The organism is Burkholderia sp. L-4, assembly GCF_056856535.1.
Genome location: NZ_JBXEOX010000002.1, coordinates 905743 through 926814, shown reverse-complemented (window position 1 = coordinate 926814; position 21072 = coordinate 905743). Strand labels below are relative to the sequence as shown.

The window sequence follows — 21072 nt, the reverse complement described above, 5'->3', positions numbered from 1 at the left end:
TGACGACGGCCGGGCCCAGCGGCCGACGCCGAAGCGGCTCCGGCACCACACTCGTTCAATTTAACGTGAACGATCGTCACAACCAATCGGACCAGGCTGATTCTTCTCCTGTCGTGGCGGCATCCTCGGCCATGCCATCGGTGGCGCATCCGATCGACTCCAATCCGTTACCTGAATCCGCCGCCTCCAGTCCACGCGTGCCACGCGCCATCGATCCCCCAAAGCAGACGCGGCGACAGTCCGGTCACGCATCGAAATGACATCGGCCCGCGCTCGAATCGAGCAACGGGCCGACGTATGTGACACATACCCGGAATGCGGGCCGTTTACTGCTGAATCACCGCCTGCTGCGCCAGCTTGTCCACCAGCGCCGTCATCGCACGCTGCTGCGCCTGTGCTTCGAGCTGCTGACGCAAGACGCTTTTCGCCGCGTCGAAGGTCGGCACGGTCGTCGCACGCTTCTCGTCGAGTTTCACGATCGCGAACGCGTTGCCGATCCGGATCGGGCCCGCGACGGCGCCCGGTTGCAGCGACGTGATCGCCTGCGCGAGCGGCACGGGCAGGCCGCCCGTCTTCCCTTCGGCCACCGGCGTGCGCAACTCGACCCACTGTGCCACGCCGCCGTTCGGTGTCGTGTTGTATTTCTTCGCCACGGCGTCGAACGCGGCGCCCTGCTTCAGCTCCGCGACCAGCGCGTTCACGTCGGCCGGATCGGCCACGGCGATCACGTCCGCGCGATATTCGAACTGCGCGGCATTCGCGACGACGTCGTCGTAACGCGCCTTCACCTGCGCATCGGTCACCGCTTGCGGGTGCAGGTTGTCGCGCAGATAGAGATCCGTCGCCGCCACCGTGCGGGCGCGCATCACGACGCGGTTCACTTCCGGCCGGCTGCCGTAGTTGGCCTTTTCAGCCGCCTGCTCGACCAGATGCTGGGCGATCAGTTCACGCTTGGCCTGTGCACGCAGTTCCGGCGTGGCGGCCAGCCCGGTGGTTTCGATCATGCTGTCCACGTCGCTGCGCGCAATGGGCGTGTCGTTGACGACCGCTTCGACGCCCGACGGCAGCGGCGTTTCGGTTTTCGTGCCTGCGGCGCGCGCGACGGGTGCGCCGCAGGCGCATGCGAGTGCGATCAGCGTGGAAACAATGGATATGTGGTGCTTCTTCATGAGGGTTCCTTCATCGAGGGAGGGAGTTGCCGCACGCGATGGCGGTCGGGAGAAAGCGCGGCGGTTTCGCCGCGGGCAACCGAACGGATCGGTGCCGGACAGGCCGCGCGCGAACGATCGCGTCGCGGCCGGACCTGGAACGAGAACCGGTCGACCCGGTCTCGCATGGGATGGCACAGCGGCCGCCGGCGACGCAACGGCGGCCGTCGGCGCGGAAGACAGAGATGAATGCCCTGCGCTCGCATGTGGCAGCGTTCTCCCAACCTGCGACCCAAATGGGGCAGACGCGACCGAGCCCACCGGTCGCCGCAGGGCATTCACGTCTCGCCATCCGGCTCGGCCCGCTTAGGCTGTATCGTTCGATTCGGGCGCACGCGGAGAAAAATGCGCCGCCCGGCGAACGGGCAGCGCGTCCAACGAAGCGGGGCTTCGGATACGAGGTGTCGGGCGCACACCATGCGACCGCCCGACGTTTGCATTGTCGAAGTTCGGACAGCGTCCGCACAATCAGCCGGGTCCTATTCCGCACGACATCACCGTTGAATCGTCGAGGTCTCGCGCGCATTCATCGTCACGGCGAGCGGCGGGAATGCGGCGACGCTGCGCATCGCGCCGTAGAACTTGTTCATCGCGACGTCGATCCCGTAGTTCGGCAGCGTGCGGCCAAGCCCGTGCGAGAACAGCGTCTCCGGCTGCAGCGGAAAACAATGGTCGAGCAGGAAGCGCGCACCGGCCGGCGAGATCGTATACGCGCAGATCCCGTAGAACTCGAGCAGGTTCATCACGAGCACGGGGCCGCGATCGATACGGAAATCCTCGACGGCCTGCGCGAGCGACGCCTCGTCGAAACGCATCGTCACCGGCGTGCGGCTGTTGAAGATCGAGCCGCGCAGGATCGAATCGAAGTTGTAGCCCCACGCGACGAAGTCGTAACGGCCGGCATGCGCACGCAGGAACCGCATCGCGGTGTCGTCGAAGTCGGGCCTGAAGATCGCGTCGTCTTCAGCGACGGTCACGAGCGCGTCGCCTGCGGCGATCGCGGTCCACAGCCGGTGCGTGGTCATCGCAATGCCGATCGCGCCGCGCGTATAGGGCAAGCCCGGTGCGAACAGCCCGCTTTCCTCGATCGTCGCGTCCGACAGCGCGCGCCCGTCGACCGCGTCGACGAACGCAAAATCCAGATTCGGGTTGTTCGCGCGAAATGCGTCGCGACGGCCGCGTTCGTCCTCCAGCGAAATCACGCGCAGCGTGCGGGATACGGTCGGCATGCACGCGTCGGACACCGAGGCGGAATGCCGGGCGGTCAGGCCGGGCCGATCGGTAACGGGTGTCGACATCGTCACCACCCCGTCACGACCGACACGCCGAACACGATACCGAGCACGATGCCGACCGAGCGCCCTTGCAGAATAGGCTTCAACGCCGCGGGCTCGAAAAACGGATCGACCGCTTCGTGCCGGTTGCGCCACGCCGCGAGCAACGGCGGCGCCAGCAACGCCAGCGCCATCAGCAGCGCGGTTGCGCCCATCACGACTGCGCCGGTCGACGTCCAGCGCGTGCCGAACTCGACGACGACATGGACGAGCGCCACCGTCGCCGCACTGGCGATCATGCCCATCACCGTGCCTTTCACCAGATGATCCGCGTCGCTCATGGTTCGTTCTCCCAGTAGGTTGGCGGCCGAACGCCGTCGGCCGGAATACCCCGTATTAAAGGGATGCGCGACACGAATCTCTGTCAGACGAGTCCGATTGGATGGCCCGACACGCAAAAATAGGACTGGGCCTACACGCGCGGCGCGGAAATCCGTCAACGCGATGCAGATTAGGACTGGTCCGATTCAGTTGCCGAAACGGCATGCCTAAAGTGGCAGTCGACACGGAGCCGGTGTCGTCGAGCTCTCTCTCGTCGCCCGGCTCCACGACCGACAACCCGACCGTCCGCATGCCGTCACGCGGACGACTCACCGGAGCGACTTCCATGCAGACCATCTTCCCCGACACGCCGCCCGCCGCCCGCATGCAGCCGATGCCGATCGCCCGCGAGGACATCGTGTCGCCGGCGATGCATGCCGACGACAACGCCGTCGCGACGCTGACGCAGGCACTCATCGATCGCGGCGCCATCGCGGATGCCGTGGATCTCGCCGCGCGGCACTGGCACGCGCACCCCGACTCGGCGCATGCCGCGTTCAACTGCGGCTACGCACTGCAGATCGCCGGGCGCCACGCCGACGCGCTCGCGCCGTATCTGCGCACGTACGAACTGGCGCCCGCGTGGCCGTCGCTGAAGAACAACCTGGCACTGGCGATCCGGCTGACGAACGGCGACCCGGATACCGAATACGCGCTGCTCGAACATGCGCTCGACGACGACCCGAACGACGCGCAGGCATGGACCAATGCGGTCGTCACGCGGCTCGAACGGCTCGATCTCGACGGCGCGCTGGATGCCGCCACGCAGGCGTACGCGCTCGCCCCGGAAAGCCCGCTGGTCGCCAACAACACGGCGACCGTGCTGAAGGAAGCCGGACAGTGGGATGCCGCCGAGGCCTATGCGCGACGCGCCATCGATCTCGCGCCGGACAACGCGGCCTACCGCCACAACCTGTCGCTGCTGCAGCTCGCGCGCGGCGACTTCGCGTCCGGCCGGCGCAACTACGAAGCACGCTGGGACGGCTCCGGCGAACTGCGCGGCCGCCTGCCGGTGTTTGCCGGGCCGCGCTGGCGCGGCGAATCGCTTGCGGGCAAGACCTTGCTCGTCTGGGGCGAACAGGGGCTCGGCGACGTGCTGCAGTTCTGCCGCTACGTGCCGTTGCTCGCGGAGCGCGTGCGACGCGAAGGCGGACGCCTCGTCTGGAACGCGTTCTCGGTGATGGGCGCGCTGCTCGAGCGCAGTCTCGCGCAACACGTCGACGTGTACGACATCGCGACGCAACCCGACGCGCTGCCGGCCTTCGATTTCGAACTGCCGCTGATGAGCATTCCGTGGATGCTCGGTCTCGACGGCGACACGCTCGCCACGCCCACGCCCTATCTGCACGCCGACCGGGCCGCGACCGATGCCTGGCGCACGGCGCTCGCCGACGAGACACGCCTGAAAGTCGGCCTCGCATGGACCGGCAGCGTCACGCATGCGCGCAACCGCTACCGCCGCGTCGGCCTCGACCGCTACGCCGATGCGTTCGCCGGCCTGCAGGACAAGGTCGCGTTCTATTCGCTGCAGCCCGGCGCGCAGCACGACGTCGAAGCGGCGCGCGCGCGCGGGTTCGCGATGAAGGATTGCACGCACGAATGGAAAACGCTCGACGACACCGCATCCTTCGTCGGCGCGCTCGACCTCGTGATCACGGTCTGCACGTCCGTCGCGCACCTGAGCGGCGCGCTCGGCCGCCCCACGTGGGTGCTGCTCGATGCGAATCCGCACTGGGTCTGGCAGCATGAGCGCCGCGACAGCCCGTTCTATCCCGACGCGTCGCTGTACCGGCAGCCGACGTTCGCCGACTGGGGGCCGGTGCTGAACGAAGCGGCCGACGATCTCCGTACGCTCGCCGCCTGACGGCGCCGCCCGATTCCACACCGCCGCCGGGCCGACGACGCGCGATCGCCGTCGGGCCCGGCGCGACACCGGAGCCTCGCCATGCACTACAACATCTGCGTCGTCCGGCCGCCGGGCTACGCGCATTCCGGCGCATTCACGGAACTCGCCGAAGTCGTCGCCTACGGACTCGACGATCTCGGCCACACCGTCCATATCAGCGAGAACGCGATGATGCCCGACGCGCGCAATCTGCTGATCGGCTGCCATCTCGCCGATCCCGACGCGACCGCGCACGTGCCCGACGACACGATCGTCATCAACACCGAGCAGATTCACGTCGATGAACAACCGTGGAACGAGAAGATTTACCGCTGGGCGTCGCGTTACGAAACCTGGGATTACAGCGAACGCAATCTCGCCAAATTGCGCCGTCTCGGTATCGCGCATGCGCACTATCTGAAGCTCGGCTTCCATCCGGCGCTGCGCCGCATTCCGCACGACGTCGAACAGGACATCGACGTGTTGTTCCACGGCACGATCGGGCCGCGACGCGCGGCGATACTCGACGCGCTGCAGGCACGCGGGCTGAACGTCGGCATCGTCAGCGGCGGCATCTACGGCGCGCCACGCGACGCGGCCATCGCGCGCGCGAAAGTCGTGCTGAACCTGCATCACTATGCGTCGCAGATATTCGAGGTCGTGCGCGTGTTTTATCTGATGACGAACGGCAAGGCCGTCGTCGGGGAAGTGTCGCCTGCCACGGCCCTCGATCCGGACTATGCAGGCGGGTTTCAGGCGGCGCCGTACGACGGACTGGTCGACGCATGCGTCGAGCTGGTTCGCCATCCGGAGCGGCGTCGGGCACTGGAGGCGGCCGCGCTGGAAACGATCGGCCGGCATCCGCAGGCACGCGCGCTCGCACCGCTGCTGCGGGAAGCGCTTGCCGCATCGTGACGGGACGCGTCCGATCGGTCGCGCGTGGCCGCCTTGTCCACACCGTCGGCTGCCATTCCGAAGCGGCGTCAAGCGACTCGCCCATCGGCCCATCCAATTCTTCTTTCACAATCGTTGACAGACAGCTAAGACGCGTCTGATTCCCTGCACCCCGCCCATTCGACACAATGGCTGCGCTGGATGGCTAACACGCCGTCACCCGGCAAGTAATGCGAATTTCGTTGCGATTGGCGTCGTCGTTTTTTCGTTCTCGAATCGATTTTTTTGTACGGAGTGCGTATCGATTTATCGTCGATCACCTTCCGCATCGATCAGACGCCATGGGCGAAAACCGCTTTACATCGGGCGCGCGCCGGTGATTCCCGGTCACGAACAGCTCGATTTTTCGTACATGTCCCATGGTTTCGGGACAAGACGGCACCTAGACTCGTCTTCCTCTCCGGATACGTCGGCAGTTGGCCCGCCGAGCAGCGTCCCGTGACCGGGCAGACGAGACGGCGCCCCATCGCGCCTAGCGGATCAGGTTGGAAGGGAAGAGAAACATGAATGGCAGGCAGCCCACAGGCAGCGAAATCACCGTGTGCGCGGTAGACGTCGCCGCGATCGTCGCGATCGCGGCCTGGGCGCATACCGGTTCGTTCCGCGATCTCGCATCGATCCGCGTCGAATCGATCCTGGTCGGCGTCAGCGCGCTGCTCGCGGCGTTCCTGCTTCGCCTCACCGGCGCCGGCATGGACGGCCGGCGCCTGCCTGCCACACGCGCCGCATTGCGCTCGCTCGCGCTGTGGTTGGTCGTGCAGGGCTTCGTGTTCGTGAAGATGATCGCGCTGACGACGCTCACGGCCGTGTTGCTGCACTGGTTCTTCGACTGGACGATCGGCGTCGCGATCGCGCTCGTGGTGTTCCGCATCGCCCTGAGCGTCGCGCGGCGGCGCAGCCTGCGCGCGACGGTCGCGCCGTGCCGCGTCGCGATCGTCGGCGACGGTGCGCGCATCGAGCGCCTGGCCGCCACGCTGCGGGCGAACGCCGCGCCGCAGTATCGACTCGTCGGCGCATACCTGACCTCGGGCGACATGCCGGAGCTCGACGGCGACGCACGCATTCTGGACACGCTGCCGTCGTTCTCCGCCTGCGTGCGGCGTGCACAGGCGGAAGAAGTCTGGATCGCGCTCGCGATCGAGGACGACGCGGTCGAGCCCGTGATCGACGAGTTCCGCAACGATTTCGTCGAATTGCGCCTGATGCCCGATGTCAGCAAGCACGCGCTGTTCGGCAGCCGCATCGACGAGATTCTCGGCGAGCCGGCGATCTCGCTGGCCGCACCGCCGCTGTCCCGCGGCGCCCGGTGGACCAAGGCGATCTTCGATCGCGCGTTCGCGGCGGTGGTGTTGATTCTGCTGATGCCGTTGCTGCTCGCGATCGCCGCCGCGATCAAGCTGAGTTCGCCGGGCCCGGTGCTGTTCACGCAGAAACGGCGCGGCGGCGACGGCGGCACGTTCGACATCTACAAGTTCCGCACGATGCGCGCGCATGCCGAATCGCCCGGCACCGTCGTGCAGGCGACGCGCAACGACCCGCGCGTGACGAAGGTCGGCGCGTTCCTGCGCCGCACGAGCCTCGACGAGCTGCCGCAGTTCATCAACGTGCTGTTCGGCGACATGTCGGTGGTCGGCCCGCGCCCGCATGCGGTGGAACACGACGCGCAGTACCGCACGCTGGTCGACGGCTACATCCATCGCTACCGGATCAAGCCCGGCATTACCGGCTGGGCGCAGGTGAACGGATTGCGCGGCGCGACCGAGCGGGTCGAAAGCATGCAGTCGCGCGTCGATTACGACCTGTACTACCTGCGCAACTGGTCGTTCGCACTCGACCTGCGAATCATCGCGGCGACGGTGCTCAAGGGGATCGTGCATCCCAATGCGTACTGAGCGGCCACGCCGCCCGGGGCGGCATCGCGGCCGCCGATTGATGTGACTGCGGCGCAGTGCCGACGCCACGGCCGCGCTGCGCGGCGCTCCTGGAAGGAACCCATGACCAATCCGATCGTACCGGCGGCCGTACGCCGCCTTGCCGCGCCCATGCTCGCCCTGACGGCCTGCGTGTGGCTGTCCGGATGCGCGCTGGCGCCCGGCATGAAGATGAGCCCGTCGTATCTCGGCTGGCTGGCGGACGACCCGCACCCCGCGCCCGCCTCCGCCGACGGCCCACGCGAAACCCGCGACGGCTCCGGCGATGTGCCCGCCGCGCCGCAACCGCCGGGCGCTGCCTCCGGCGCGATGCCGCCCGTCGTCACGATCGACCCGGCGCTGATCGCGCGCCAGCATGCGGCGCACGAAGCGGCGGCCGCGTCGCTGGCGGCGCTCGCCGGCGCGCGCGCACCGGCCTACCGGATCGGCCCGGGCGACGTGCTGCAGATCACCGTCTGGGATCATCCGGAACTCGCGGCCGCGCAGGGCGGCATGCCGCAGACGCCGTCTCGCGCCGCCGATCCCGTCGCGGGTTTCGTCGTCGACGATCGCGGCAACCTGACGTTTCCGTATGCGGGCACGCTGAAGGTGGCCGGTTCGACGGCCGCCGAGGCACAGGCGAGCGTGCGGCGCGCCCTGGCGTCGGTCTACCGCGATCCGCAGGTGACGCTGCGCGTCGCGTCGTTCCGTTCGCAGCAGGTCTACATCGACGGCGAAGTCCACACGCCCGGTGCGCAGCCCGTCAACGACGTGCCGATGACGCTCGCCAGCGCGCTCGCCCGCGCGGGCGGCTTCACGCCCGCCGCCGACCAGAGCGACGTGACGATCGTACGCGGCGGCATACCGGTTCGCATCAGCCTGACCGGCCTGCTCGAACGGCGCACCGATCCGTCCGGCATCGTGCTGCGCGACGGCGACCTGCTGCGCGTCAATGCGCGCGACGACAACGGCGTCTACGTGATGGGCGAAGTGAACCGGCCCATGCTCGCGCTGCCGAAGCGCAACGGCCGCCTGACGCTCAGCGACGCGCTGCTGCAGGCCGGCAGCATCAACTCGAACACGGCCGACGCCGCGCAGATGTTCGTGATCCGCGGCGCGCACAGCCGCGCGCCGATGATCTTCCATCTCGACGCGCGCTCGCCGGTCGCGATGGTGCTTGCGAACCAGTTCGAACTGGAGCCGAAGGACATCGTCTACGTCGACGGCAACGGGCTCGTCCGCTTCAGCCGCGTGCTGAGCCTGCTGCTGCCGAGCGTCAACACGGGCGTCGCCGCCGGGATCGCCGCGAAATGAGCGCGCGCCCGTTCCTGCTCGTCGTATGCGAAGGCAACCTCTGCCGCAGCCCGCTCGCGGCCGCGCTGCTCGCGGCGCGGTTGCCGCAGGCCGACGTGGAATCCGCCGGCCTCGCACCGCCGCCGCGCCGCCCGGCCGACCCGCTCGCGTGTGACATGGCCGAAGCGCGCGGCCTGACGCTCGACACCCACGCCGCCCGCCCCGTGACGACCGCGCTGTGCACGCGCGCCGACCTGATTCTCGCGATGGACGACGGCCAACGCCGCGTGCTCGAGGCGCGCCACCCGTTCCTGCGCGGGCGCGTGTTCCGGCTCGGCGAATACGCGCGTGCGTCGGACGACGCGCGTCCCGGCCTCGACATCCCCGATCCGTATCGCGGCACGCGCGCGGATTTCATCCGTTGCGCGGCGCTGATCGATCTCGCCGTTGCCGGCTGGCTGCCGCGCCTCGCCGCGCGCTGGCCGGCCCACCCCGTTTCCGTCTCCCGGTCATGAACACGCCCTCTTCCTCCGAACGCGAGATCGACCTGGTCCGCGTGCTCGACGTCCTGCGCCATGCGCGCTGGACCGTCGCGTCGATCGTCGCGGCCTGCGTCGCCGCCGGCGCGCTCTATGCGTTCGTCGCGCCGCCCACCTATCAGGCCGACCTGATGATCCAGGCCGACGATGCGAGCGACGCCGCATCGAAGAACCTGCTCGGCGACGCCGCGTCGTTCTTCAACGTCGGCTCGCCCGCGTCGGCCGAAGCGCAGATCCTGTCGTCGCGGCTCGTCGTCACGCGCGCGGTGGAAGACCTGCGCGCCTACATCGTCGCGAAACCGTCGCGCGTGCCCGTGATCGGCGCGTTCGTCGCGCGTTTCAACGACGGCGCGGTGTCGCCCGGCCTGCTCGGCTTCGGCGGCTACGCATGGGGCCAGGAGCGCTTGGACGTCGCGCGCTTCGACGTGCCGACGCGCGCCGAAGGCGACACGTTCCACGTCGTGCGGCTCGACGCCACGCGCTACCGGCTGACAGGCGCCGACCTGACGGCCGACGCCGTCGGCCGCGTCGGCCGCGCGGAAACCTTCGCGACGCGCTACGGCCCGCTGCAGATCGAGATCACCGGTTTCGACGCGCTGCCCGGCACCCGCTTCAGGCTGGTCCGGCATTCGCGCGCGGAAACGATCGACACGCTGCGCACCGCGCTCGACGTGCAGGAGAAGGTCAAGCAGTCGGGCGTGCTGGTCGCGTCGCTGCGCGGCGACGACCCGGCCGACCTCAGCGCGACGCTGAACGCGGTGGCGAACCGCTACGTCGAGCAGAACATCGCGCGCCGTTCCGCCGAAGCGGCGCAGTCGCTGACGTTCCTGAACGGACAGTTGCCGATCGTGAAGCAGCAGCTCGAACGGGCGGAAACGCATTACGCGTCGCTGCGCAGCCGCACCGGCTCGGTCGATCTCGCCGAGGAAGGCAAGCTCGCGCTCCAGCAAGGCGCGGACCTGCAGACGCGCGCGCTCGAACTGCGGCAGAAGCGCGACGAACTTTCGCGCCGCTTCCTGCCCACCCACCCCGACATGGCCGCGCTCGACGCGCAGCTCGCGACGCTCAGGCGCCAGCAAGGCGCGCTCGACAGCCGCATCGCACACCTGCCCGCGCAGCAGGCCGAGGAAGTGCGCGCGCAGCTCGACGTGAAGGTCAACACCGACCTGTACACCGCGCTGCTGAACAACATCCAGCAGCTCGAACTCGTGCAGGCCGGCCGCACGGCCAGCGTCCGCGTGGTCGACGCGGCCGTCGCACCGGCCGATCCCGTCCGGCCGAACCGGCCGGTCGTGATCGCGGCGGCCGCGCTGGCCGGCCTCGCGCTCGGCATGCTCGCCGCGTTCGCGCGCGAGTTCCTGTACGGCGGCCTCACGGCCGTCGACGAGATCGAACGCCACACGTCGCTGCCGGTGCGCGCGGTACTGCCCGCCGCCGCGCGCCAGCGCCGCCTGATCCGCGCGGTCGAACGGCGCGACGCGGGGTTGCACGTGCTGGCCTACGACGATCCGGACGAACCCGCGATCGAAGGGCTGCGCAGCCTGCAGACCGCGCTGCACTTCTCGCTGGCCGACGTCCCGCATCCGCTCGTGCTGGTCACCGGCCCCGCGCCCGGCACCGGCAAGTCGTTCGTATCGGTCAACCTCGCAGCCGTGCATGCGGCGAACGGCCAGCGCGTGCTGCTGATCGACGGCGACCTGCGCAAGGGCTATCTGCATCAGTACTTCGGCCTCGAACGCGGCGCCGGTTTCGCGGAACTGCTCGACGGTCGCGCCCGCGCGGACGACGTCGTCCGCCGCGGCGTCGCGCCGAACCTCGACTTCCTGCCGACCGGCGAACTGCCGGCCGCGCCGATCGCGCTGCTGCAGCACGCCGGCACCGGCGCGCGGCTCGCGTCGCTGCGCGAGCGCTACGACCTCGTGATCGTCGATGCCGCGCCGCTGCTCGCGGTCGCCGACGCGACCTGGCTCGACACGCACGCGGACGCGACCCTGCTCGTCGCCCGCGCGGGGTCGACCCGCGCCGGCGAACTGGTCGAGTCCGCGCGACGGCTGCCGCAACGGCCCGCCGGCTCGCTGGGCGTGGTGCTGAACGGCCTCGATCCGCGCTCGGGCGCGTCCGCGTTCGGCTCGAAATACGGCAGCTATCGCTACGAGGCCTATCGCTACACGTGCGGGACGCGCTGCACGTATCCGGCCCGTCTGCGCGCGGCCCTTCAACGCCTGCTCCGGAGGTCCGCATGACCGACATCGAACTTGCCCCGCCGCCCGCCACGCGCACGGCCGCCCGCCCCACATCGAACCTGGCCGCGCCCGCAGCCCGCGCCGCACGGCCGACGCGCATCGCGCTGGTCGTCGAAGCAGCCGGCGGCGGCGTCGCCGTGCACCTGAGCGACCTGATCGCAGGCCTGCGGACACGCCCGGGCGTCGAGATTCATCTGATCGCCCCGCTCGGCGAACGCTTCGACGAAACCATGCTGTCCGCCGCCGCCGCGCAATGTCACGCGTTCCACCGGCTGCCGCTGCAACGCGCGGTCGGCCTGCACGACCTGCGCGGCGCACTGGCGCTGCGGCGGTTGCTGCGCAAGCTGCGGCCCGACATCGTGCACAGCCACAGCTCGAAAGCCGGCGCGCTCGCGCGGCTGTGTCGCGGGCCGTGGAAGCAGGTCTACACGCCGCACGCGGTCTATACGCTGAACCCGGCGCTGTCGCCTGCGAAGCGCGCGTTCTACGGCGGCATCGAGCGCGTGCTCGGCAATGCCTGCTCGGACGCGGTGATCGCGGTGTCGCAGGACGAGGCCGATCACCTGCAAGCACTCGGCATTGCGCACCAACGGATTCGCGTCGTCGAGAACGGCGTCACGCCGCCGCGGCTGCTCGCGAGCCAGGCCGCGCGCATCGCGCTCGGGCTCGCCGACGACACGTTCGTCGTCGGCTTCGTCGGCCGTTTCGATCATCAGAAGGGCGTCGACCGCCTCGTGCGCATTGCACGCGCGCTGGACCGGCGCCACGGCCGCCGCGTGCAGGTCGTCGCGATCGGGTCCGGCGATTTCGCCCGCGCGGCGGGCGACGAGGCGCGCGACCTGCCGCTGAACCTGTACGTCGCGGGCCGCGTCGACGACGCGCGCCGCTACTTCGCCGCATTCGACCTGCTCGCGCTGCCGAGCCGCTACGAAGGCTTTCCGTACGTCTGCCTCGAAGCCGTCGCCGCGCATGTGCCGATGGTCGCGACCCAGGTCGCGGGCGCGGCCGAACTGATCGCCGCGCACCACGTCGGCCTTACCGTGCCGAACGACGACGATCCGACCGTGTTCGCCGCGGCGGTCAGCCGGCTGGTCGAGCACCCGGCCGCATTCCGCATGATGCGCGATCGCTGCGCGCAAGCGTCCCCGCATTTCTCGGCCGACGCGATGGTCGACCGCACGCTCGCCGTCTATCGCGCGCTTCTCCAGGAACACGCATGATGAAACGCTCCGTTCACGTCGTGCTGCTGCACGCCTACAGCGCACGCAACTCCGGCGACGGACTGCTCGTCGACCTGTCGGTCGCACTGCTGCGCGAGGCGTTCGGCCCCGACACGCAGGTCTCGATCGTCGCGGCCGATCCCGCGTCGTTCCCCGGCTACCCGGACGTGCATCCGGCGCCGGTGCTCGCGGCCGGCGGCGCCGGCCGCCTGATCGGCGCGGCGATGGCCGCGCTGCCCGTCGGCGCGAACCCGGCGCTCGCCGGGCTGCGTGCGCTGCTGCGTCGTGCGGACCTGATCGTCGGCGTCGGCGGCGGCTATCTGCGCGCGCGCAACGCGGTCGAAGCGCTCAAGCTCGAGGCCGGGCATCTCGTGCAGATGCGCGCGGCCCGCGCGGCGGGCAAGCCGGCCGTCTATCTGCCGCAGAGCATCGGGCCGGCTGCCGGCAGTCCGGTGCTCGCCGCGCACCTGACGTCGCTGCTCGCGGGCTTCGACGCCGTGTTCGTGCGCGACGACCGCTCGGCCGAGCTGCTCGCCGCCAATGCGAACACGCGCCGCGCCCCCGATCTCGCGGTGCTCGAACTCGCGCACCGGGCGAACGACCTGCGGATGCGCACGCATGCAGCCGCGTCGACGCCCGCCCACGTCGCATTCGTGCTGCGACGCCCGCCGGCGTGGAGCGACGCGCAACGCGCGCGCTATCTCGCGGCGACCGACGCGCTGATCGAGCGGCTCGGTACGCTCTGCCGCATCACGTTCGCGGTGCAGAGCACCGGTCGCGGCAACGACGACGCCGCGTACTACCGTGAACGCGGATTCGACGCCACGCGCACGCTGAAGGACGTGCTCGCCGACGACACCCCCGACGCGGTCGTGTCGGTGCGTCTGCACGGTGCGCTCGAAGCGATCCTGCACGGCGTGCCCGCGTACCACCTGAGCTACGAGCGCAAGGGTTTCGGCGCGTACGCGGATCTCGGCGTCGGCCACTGGGTCGCGAACGCGGCCGATTTCGACGCGGGCGCGGTGTGCGACACGCTGCTCGCGCCCCATGCACTGAGCCGCTTCTGGATGCAGGCCGACGCCGGGCTCGCCCGTCTCGCGCGCGAACGCGGAAAGATCGTCGCCGCACTGCGCGATGCGCTCGACCGCGAGGCAACGCGATGAGCGCCGCATGGTTGCGCCTCACGCTGCGCGTCGGCGCGCTCGGGCTGAAGTTCATGCTGACGATCGTCGTCGCGCGCACGCTCGGCTTCGATGCGGTGGCCGCTTACGGTTTCGCGCTCGCGATGTCGGTCGTCGCGTCGAAGGTGCTGGGGCTCGGCTTCAGCACCGAGATCAACCGCCGGCTGGCCGGCCCCGATCCGCACGACGCGGTGCGGACCTGCGTGCGCCTGTCCGTGCTGTACGCCGGGGTCTACGCGTTACTCTGCGGCGTGGCCACGCTGCCGATCGCCGCGCCCGGCGCGCTGCGCGACGTCCCGCTCCTGCTCGTCGCGCTCGTGGCGTGCGCCGAGCATGCCGCGCTCGAAGTCAATACGTGGCTGTTCTCGCTGCATCGCGCGCGCGCCGCATCCTGGCTGCTGTTCGTCCGCACGGGTGCATGGGCCGGCGTCGCGATCGGCGCGCTGACGCTGCGCGCGATCGCGTCGGTCGAGGATCTGTTCGCGATCTGGATCGCCGCCGACGTGCTGGTCGTGGCGATCGGCTGGATCCTGATCGCCGGCGCCGCGCGCCGCTTGCCGGCCATGCCCGCGCTGTCGGCGACGCGCGTGCGGCTCGCCCCGGTGTGGCGCGACGGTGTGCCGTTTTTCGTCGCGCTGCTGCTGCTGTCGGTGTTGCAGTATCTCGAGCGCTTCGTCGCGTCCGCGCAGCTCGATGCGAACGCGCTCGGCCACTATGTGTTCGTCTGGTCGATCGCCAATGCGATCCAGACGGTCGCGTCGGCGACCGTCGTCGCCGTCGCCGCGCCACGCGTCGTGCGCGTGCTCGACAGCGTGCACGCGGCCGCGCCCGCGTTCCGCGCCGAGCTCGCACGGGCCCTGCGTGCGTCGCTCCTGCTGACCGGCGCCACCGCGCTCGCGATCGCGCTCGCCCACCCGTGGCTCTTCCGGCTTGCGCACGGCGGCGACGATGCGCGGTCGACCGTGCTCCTGCTGATCCTGCTGCCGTCGTTCGTCCTGCGTGCTGCCGCCGACGTGCTGTGGGCGGCGGCAGTCGCGCTGCGTGCGGGGCGCACGGTCGCATGCGTGATCGCCGCGCTGACGGTTGCATGCGTGCCGATGTCGATCGCACTGGTCCAAAGCGAACATGAGCTCGGCGCGGCCTGCGCCCATCTGGTTGCGAGCATCGCGGTAACGGCGTGGCTCGCGTGGATCGTCACGTCGCGCCTGCCCGCCGTGCGCGGCAAGCGCACTCGAGCCGGCCATGCTGCGTAACGTCATCCGAAGCGCGATCCGCAGCGGGCCGCTGCTGAGTCCCGGCCTGCGCGACGCGATCGCGGCGCTCGTCGCGTTGCTGTACGTGGGCGTCTACGCGAATGCACGCGCGCTGCTGCCGGAATTCATCTTCCGCGATGCGGACAAGATCCAGACCCAGATCGGCGGCGGCTCGACCTACGACGGCTCGTCGTTCGACGCGGTCGGCAAGCTGTACCAGGCGCTCGGCAGCGCGGGCACCGCCGTGTTCGTCGTCGCGCTCGGCGTCGCGACGATCTGGATCGCGCTGCGCGAGACGCGCCGGCTCGGCGGGCTCGTCATCTATCTCGCGCTGATCGCGCCGTGCCTGTTCTTCAACCTGTTCGTCGCGAGCAAGGATACGATCGTCGCCGCGATGTCGATCGCCGTGCTCGCCGTCGCGCGCCTGCGCGGCACGGCGCGGCGGATGCTGATCGTTGCCGTGCTGTATCTCGCCTACGCGGCGACGATCCGCAGCTACTTCGCGCTGATTCTCGCGATCGCGTTCGCGGCGTGGGTATTCCGGCGCGTGTCCATGCTGCCGAGGGTGGCCGGCGCGCTGCTGCTCGTCGCGGTGCTGGTCGCGCTGCCGAACGGCGTTTATACGCTGCTCCAGCAACCGCGCGACCTCGCGGTCGACTATCTCGTCTATTCGTCGCCGTTCGGCGCGCGCACGAGTTTCTACAATCCGCTGCCGCCCGATTCCTTCGTGCATTTCGTCGGCAATTACGCGTATTCGGTCGTCCGGCTCAACCTGCCGGTGTTTTTCTCGTTCGATCCGAAGGGCTGGGCGATGCAGGCGCTGATCGCGCTGTTTCTCTGCGCCGCGTGGCGCCGCCTGCCGGTGCGGCGCATCGACGGCCACGCGATCGCACCCGCACGCGACGGCGAGTTGCTGGCTTGCGTGGTGCTCGGCCATGTCGCTGTGTCGATGCTGTTCGAGCCCGATCTCGGCAGCTACCTGCGGCACCTGTCGAGCGTCGCGCTGCTGGCCGTCGCGCTGTGGTCGGTCCGCACGGGACCGAGGTCGCCCTGATTACCGGGGAAGCGGCGCCGTGCGCAGCGCGGCACGCAATGCGTCGAGCGCCGGCTTCGGCGACCGGTCCGCATGCACGACGCCGTAGGCGCGTTGCGCCGCGTCGCCGGCGCTTGCGGTATCGGCCCACTCGTAAACCGAAATCAGCGGCGTATGCAGTTCGCCGCGCGCATCGAGCAGCGCGCGCAGGCGATGCGCCTGCCGCTGCTCGCCATCGCCGCCCGTCGACGCCGCGCCGACTTCGGTCACGATGGCCGGCAGCCCATAGCGCGTGTCGATGTCGCGCGCGGCCGCGCGAATCTGCGCGGGCGTCATCCCGTACGCGTGGTACGACACAGCGTCCAGACAGCCCGGTGCGGCCGCATGCACGCCCGCCAGCAAGCGGTCCGGCACGCTGCCCGGCAGCGGCGCGCGCGCGAACCCGAAGCCGACGACCGGCACACCCGGCGCCGCGTCGGCCAGCGCGCGGCACAAGGCTACGGCGAATGGTGGAAAGGTCCGCGCGACATCGCCGGTCGGCCAGTAGCGCGCGAGGTCGGGTTCGTTCCAGAGTTCGACGGCGATCAGGTCGTGCCGATGCCGCGCGGCCAGCGCCGCGATCGCATCGGCCATCCGGCGGCCCGCGAGCGCGAGCGCGTCCGTCTTCGTTTTCGCGTCGTGCGCCGGCACGAGCGGACCCAGCGCGCGCACGGTCAACAGCACCGGCAGGCCCGCGGAACGTGCGGCCGCGAACGCCTCGTCGAGTTGCGCCCGATAAGCCGCCTGATCCAGACGTTCGGCCCACGCGCCGAAGCGGACGAACGCGAAGCCGGTGTCGCGAATGTTGCGCGCATCGTCGCGCGTCAACGACTGGATCTTGACCTGCACGCCGACGCGCGGCTCACCGCCCGACGCGCCAGGCCAGCGCGCCGTATCAGCAGCACCGGCCGCAGCCGCCAGCATGCAGCCGGCGGCGGCGATCGCCAGCTTGCGAATTCGATTGGACATCGCGGACAAGGCCCCCCTTCTGTCATGGAACGCGCACGAGCCGCGTCGATCGGCGCCGGTCACAATACGAAGAATATGGCGACGGTGACGCATATCGCGATGATCAGCAGACCCATGCAAGGATTCCCTCAAATCCCGACAGCATCGCCTGTGTCGTGCATGTGGGCAATCGGACCGGTCTTAGCCCCGCTGCCAGGAAAACGTGGGCGGCCGGGCGCGATGGGCGCGCTCAGCGTTGGTAGGTTTGGGCTTGATCGGATTGCGGCGCAACTGTCATTTCATCGACGGTTGATGCGCGGGATGCCCTGATTGATGACCGGGTCCCGGAAAACGTCGTCTTGCCGGCACGATCACGCTTTCATCGGTAAGCACGTCCCTGAGCGCGTATGTGCCGTTACCTGTCCGCTCACCGAAACTCGGCGACGCGAATGCGCGTCCGGAGGATTGCATGCGGGAAGCAGAATACGCGGACACCGGCGAGCGCGGATCGCCGCCGCAACAATGCTCCGTGACATCACCCGGCAGCCCGTTCATCGTGTCGAAGGTCGCGCAATGGATCAGAAAGCGCCCTTCCTGCCGGTTCGTGCGCAAGCGCCGCGAGCGCGGCGACGATTTCGTTCGCTTCCCTATTTCGGCAACGGCGAAATAGGGAAAACCGAAAAGCCGGCTTGACGAGGGAAAGCTGCCGAGCAATAGAGCGACGCAGCCGGACGGCATCCCGTCGACGGCCGCATCACATTCACCTGCACACTTCTCGATGCACGATCGGCCGTCAGCGTCGGCCCGGCGCCCGGCTCACGGCCGCGAGAACACCATCACGCGCCCGTTGACACGCTGGAGCTTGAGCCAGCCCATGTCGGCCGTGAAACGCAGCTGCTGCAGCGTGAAGTCGAACGACGCATGCTCGGCGGCGCTCACGACCGCGTTGGCGATCCAGCGGATCAGCGCCTTGCCTTCCTCGGTCGTCACGCTGCCGTTCTGGACGCCGTAGAAATAGCGATTCCCGGCGTTGACCTCGTTCTGCAACTGCATCCAGTGCCCCGGCAATCCCGGCAAGGTCCTGAACAGGTCGGCGACCCGCTGCGTCGTGAGCCCGCGCGCCCACAGCGCGCCGTTCGCGGCCGGCCGCGCCAGGTTGTGGCGGTCCGCCGCCTGGGCCTGCCCCTTGATATCGCCCCGCAGGGCATCTTGTTTCGACATGACACATTCCTCGTGGTGATGGGCGCGATAAAACGGACCCGCGCGCCGCTTGCACGATACGCTCGTTATGTGAAGTCATCGCCTGTCAGGGTTGTCAGGCTTGCGTCACACCGGCGCACCCATCACCGCTCGACTTACGCCACGGCCTTCACCGCGCGCGCCACGTCAAAGAACGTCGCCTGCACCGCCTCGTCCGCGCGCGCATACGCGCGGTTGATGCCGCTGATCACCGCGCGGATCGACGCGGTCGTCAGGTTCGCATCGATGCCAACACCGAACGCGCTGCCGCGCACGCCCGTGCCGGCCAGCTCGGCGATCGCGATCGCCTTCGCATCGGCGCCCTGCGACAGCGCGCGCTCCTCATAGTGCTGGATCCGCAGCGGCGTGCGCAGCGCGTGCATCAGCGCGTCGAGCGGGCCGTTGCCTTCGCCGCGCAGCACGCGGCGCTCGCCGTGCACGTCCGCGGTCAGCACGATCGTCTCGCGGCCGTCGCGCTCGGTCAGCTCATGGCCGACATAACGCAGCGGCGCATCGCCCGCCACATACTCCTGCTGGAACAGCGACCAGATCTGCGCGCTCGTCACCTCGTGGCCGCTGTCGTCGGTCAGGCGCTGCACGGCCGCGCTGAAGTCGACCTGCAGACGGCGCGGCAACGCGACGCCGTAGCCTTGTTCGAGCAGGTACGCGATACCGCCCTTGCCCGACTGGCTGTTCACGCGAATGATCGAATCGTAGGTGCGGCCGAGATCGCTCGGATCGATCGGCAGGTACGGCATTTCCCACACGGCGTCGGGTTTCTGCACGGCAAAGCCCTTCTTGATCGCGTCCTGATGCGAGCCGGAGAACGCGGTGAACACGAGATCGCCGACATACGGATGACGCGGATGGATCGGCAATTGCGTGCATTCTTCCGACGTGCGCGCGACTTCGTTGATCTGCGAGAAGTCGAGGCCCGGGTCGACGCCCTGCGTGTACAGGTTCAGCGCGAGCGTCACGAGATCGACGTTGCCGGTGCGCTCGCCGTTGCCGAACAGGCAGCCCTCGATGCGGTCGGCGCCGGCCATCACCGCGAGTTCGGCCGCCGCGACCGCGGTCCCGCGATCGTTGTGCGGATGCACCGACAGGATCAGCGCATCACGACGCGCGAGGTTGCGGTGCATCCACTCGATCTGGTCCGCGTAGAAGTTCGGCGTGCCGACTTCGACGGTCGCCGGCAGGTTCACGATCGCCTTGTGCTCGGGCGTCGGCTGCCACACGTCGAAGACGGCATCGCAGACTTCCTTCGCGAAGTCGAGTTCGGTGGCCGTGAAGGTTTCGGGGCTGTATTGCAGCGTGAACCGCGTGTCGGTCGCCGCGTCGGCGCAGCGCTTGATCGTGCGCGCCGCGTTCACCGCGAGTCGCTTCACGCCGTCGCGCTCGAGGCCGAACACGATCTTGCGGAATTCCGGCGCGGTTGCGTTGTACAGGTGCACGATCGCGCGCTTCGCGCCGCGCAGCGACTCGAACGTGCGCTCGATCAGGTCGTCGCGCGCCTGCGTGAGCACCTCGATCGTCACGTCGTCGGGAATGTGGCCGCCCTCGATCAGCTCGCGCACGAAGTTGAAATCGGTTTCCGACGCCGACGGGAACGCGACCTCGATTTCCTTGAAGCCGATCGCGACCAGCGTCTTGAACATCCGCATCTTGCGCGCGGCGTCCATCGGCTCGAACAGCGCCTGGTTGCCGTCGCGCAGATCGGTGCTCATCCAGATCGGCGCGTGCGTGATCGTGCGCGACGGCCACGTGCGGTCCGGCAGGTTGACGGGCGTAAACGGTCGGTACTTCGTCGCGGGGTTCTTCAGCATCATGATGTTCGGTCCTCGGTCGGTATGTCGGGAAACCGCGTCGCGGCGGCCCTCGGCGGGTGTGGCCGGCTGCGCGCGCAGCGGTGACAGCGATGAAACGGCACAACGGCAAAGCGGTACGGCGAACGACGGCCTTGGCGGTTGAGCGACCGGGACGGAGCGGAGCGATACGGAAAAAAGACGAACTCAGGCGCCGGTCGACAACCGGGGCCAGGTCGGTGATACGGGGAAAATCTGGCGCTTCAGGACAGAAGCAGACGGAAAGCGCGCAGCCGTAGACCCAGCCCGGAGAAACGGGCGAGTAGTCGTAGCGAGAAGAGGGACTGGGCGGCTTGCATGGCCGGAATCAGATCACAGGGCGACCGGGGCTGTCAACCGGGCGCTCGGGATTCGCGGTTTTTGCCGGCACTCAGTGCGGGCGCAAAATCAGTCCAGTCCGATAGGCGACGGCCTGCCCCGTCGATATGCTTCACGGGTGCGGCGCCGGTGAGGTCCTATTCATGTTCGGAGTGAGTCGGTCCATCCTCTTCGCCGGTGTCGCACCCCTTCCCCTTGCGATCGGGCTTCGGTGCGGGCGTTCGACGGTGGCCGGTGGGCGCGGCCACGACCGAGATGCTGATGTTGAAACGAAACGCTGCCATATGCG

General features: G+C 69.1%; 17 protein-coding genes. 11 read left to right on the top strand and 6 right to left on the bottom strand.

Going from position 1 to position 21072, the window contains the following annotated elements; genetic code table 11:
• Window positions 1–326: 326 nt before the first annotated feature.
• From AC1VVG_RS20995 to AC1VVG_RS20985, 3 genes are all read right to left on the bottom strand, one after another.
• Window positions 327–1169 carry a peptidylprolyl isomerase gene (locus AC1VVG_RS20995; RefSeq protein ID WP_482836130.1) on the bottom strand — a complete coding sequence of 281 codons (843 nt, stop codon included), beginning with the start codon at window positions 1167–1169 and terminating at the stop codon, window positions 327–329.
• Window positions 1170–1702: 533 nt separating this feature from the next.
• Window positions 1703–2437, bottom strand: coding sequence for a glycosyltransferase family 25 protein (locus AC1VVG_RS20990; RefSeq protein WP_367188959.1), 735 nt, complete (start codon window positions 2435–2437; stop codon window positions 1703–1705).
• A gap of 71 nt (window positions 2438–2508) precedes the next feature.
• A complete protein-coding gene (locus AC1VVG_RS20985; protein WP_034189633.1) occupies window positions 2509–2823 on the bottom strand; it encodes a hypothetical protein in 315 nt (104 codons plus the stop codon).
• Window positions 2824–3188: 365 nt separating this feature from the next.
• Here AC1VVG_RS20985 and AC1VVG_RS20980 point away from each other — a divergent pair, with 365 nt between their 5' ends.
• From AC1VVG_RS20980 to AC1VVG_RS20935, 10 genes are all read left to right on the top strand, one after another.
• Entirely contained in the window at window positions 3189–4727 is a 1539-nt protein-coding gene (locus AC1VVG_RS20980; protein WP_482837196.1) for a tetratricopeptide repeat protein, read from the top strand.
• An 81-nt stretch (window positions 4728–4808) separates the two neighbouring features.
• Window positions 4809–5663, top strand: coding sequence for a CgeB family protein (locus AC1VVG_RS20975; protein WP_482836128.1), 855 nt, complete (start codon window positions 4809–4811; stop codon window positions 5661–5663).
• A gap of 542 nt (window positions 5664–6205) precedes the next feature.
• Complete coding sequence (locus tag AC1VVG_RS20970; RefSeq protein ID WP_059556328.1) at window positions 6206–7594, top strand: undecaprenyl-phosphate glucose phosphotransferase; 1389 nt, start codon at window positions 6206–6208, stop codon at window positions 7592–7594.
• Between the two features lie 102 nt (window positions 7595–7696).
• Window positions 7697–8926, top strand: coding sequence for a polysaccharide biosynthesis/export family protein (locus AC1VVG_RS20965; protein WP_482836126.1), 1230 nt, complete (start codon window positions 7697–7699; stop codon window positions 8924–8926).
• A complete protein-coding gene (locus AC1VVG_RS20960) occupies window positions 8923–9420 on the top strand; it encodes an arsenate reductase/protein-tyrosine-phosphatase family protein (RefSeq protein ID WP_034189637.1) in 498 nt (165 codons plus the stop codon). The genes AC1VVG_RS20965 and AC1VVG_RS20960 overlap by 4 nt, the downstream gene beginning before the upstream one ends.
• Window positions 9417–11687 carry a polysaccharide biosynthesis tyrosine autokinase gene (locus AC1VVG_RS20955; RefSeq protein ID WP_482836124.1) on the top strand — a complete coding sequence of 757 codons (2271 nt, stop codon included), beginning with the start codon at window positions 9417–9419 and terminating at the stop codon, window positions 11685–11687. Before AC1VVG_RS20960 ends, AC1VVG_RS20955 begins: the two co-directional genes overlap by 4 nt.
• Entirely contained in the window at window positions 11684–12907 is a 1224-nt protein-coding gene (locus tag AC1VVG_RS20950) for a glycosyltransferase family 4 protein (RefSeq protein WP_069705897.1), read from the top strand. The genes AC1VVG_RS20955 and AC1VVG_RS20950 overlap by 4 nt, the downstream gene beginning before the upstream one ends.
• The gene (locus AC1VVG_RS20945; RefSeq protein ID WP_367188955.1) at window positions 12904–14070 is read left to right on the top strand and encodes a polysaccharide pyruvyl transferase family protein; all 1167 of its coding nucleotides are present in this window, start codon (window positions 12904–12906) and stop codon (window positions 14068–14070) included. The genes AC1VVG_RS20950 and AC1VVG_RS20945 overlap by 4 nt, the downstream gene beginning before the upstream one ends.
• Complete coding sequence (locus AC1VVG_RS20940) at window positions 14067–15341, top strand: lipopolysaccharide biosynthesis protein (RefSeq protein ID WP_301741266.1); 1275 nt, start codon at window positions 14067–14069, stop codon at window positions 15339–15341. Before AC1VVG_RS20945 ends, AC1VVG_RS20940 begins: the two co-directional genes overlap by 4 nt.
• Window positions 15331–16395, top strand: coding sequence for a hypothetical protein (locus AC1VVG_RS20935; RefSeq protein WP_069705899.1), 1065 nt, complete (start codon window positions 15331–15333; stop codon window positions 16393–16395). The genes AC1VVG_RS20940 and AC1VVG_RS20935 overlap by 11 nt, the downstream gene beginning before the upstream one ends.
• Here AC1VVG_RS20935 and AC1VVG_RS20930 read toward each other — a convergent pair whose 3' ends face one another.
• A complete protein-coding gene (locus AC1VVG_RS20930) occupies window positions 16396–17382 on the bottom strand; it encodes a beta-xylosidase (protein WP_034189642.1) in 987 nt (328 codons plus the stop codon).
• 448 nt (window positions 17383–17830) lie between these two features.
• On the opposite strand from AC1VVG_RS20930, the gene AC1VVG_RS20925 reads away from it, so the two are divergent.
• Window positions 17831–18031 (top strand): hypothetical protein, encoded by a 201-nt coding sequence (locus AC1VVG_RS20925; protein ID WP_141727464.1) that lies wholly within the window; start codon window positions 17831–17833, stop codon window positions 18029–18031.
• 146 nt (window positions 18032–18177) lie between these two features.
• On the opposite strand, the gene AC1VVG_RS20920 is transcribed toward AC1VVG_RS20925, so the two are convergent.
• Together AC1VVG_RS20920 and leuA are read right to left on the bottom strand one after the other, a co-directional pair.
• Window positions 18178–18582, bottom strand: coding sequence for a peptide ABC transporter ATPase (locus tag AC1VVG_RS20920; protein ID WP_124670684.1), 405 nt, complete (start codon window positions 18580–18582; stop codon window positions 18178–18180).
• A 134-nt stretch (window positions 18583–18716) separates the two neighbouring features.
• Window positions 18717–20426: a 2-isopropylmalate synthase gene (gene leuA, locus AC1VVG_RS20915; protein WP_482837195.1), complete on the bottom strand. Its 1710-nt coding sequence runs from the start codon at window positions 20424–20426 to the stop codon at window positions 18717–18719.
• Between the last annotated feature and the right edge of the window lie 646 nt (window positions 20427–21072).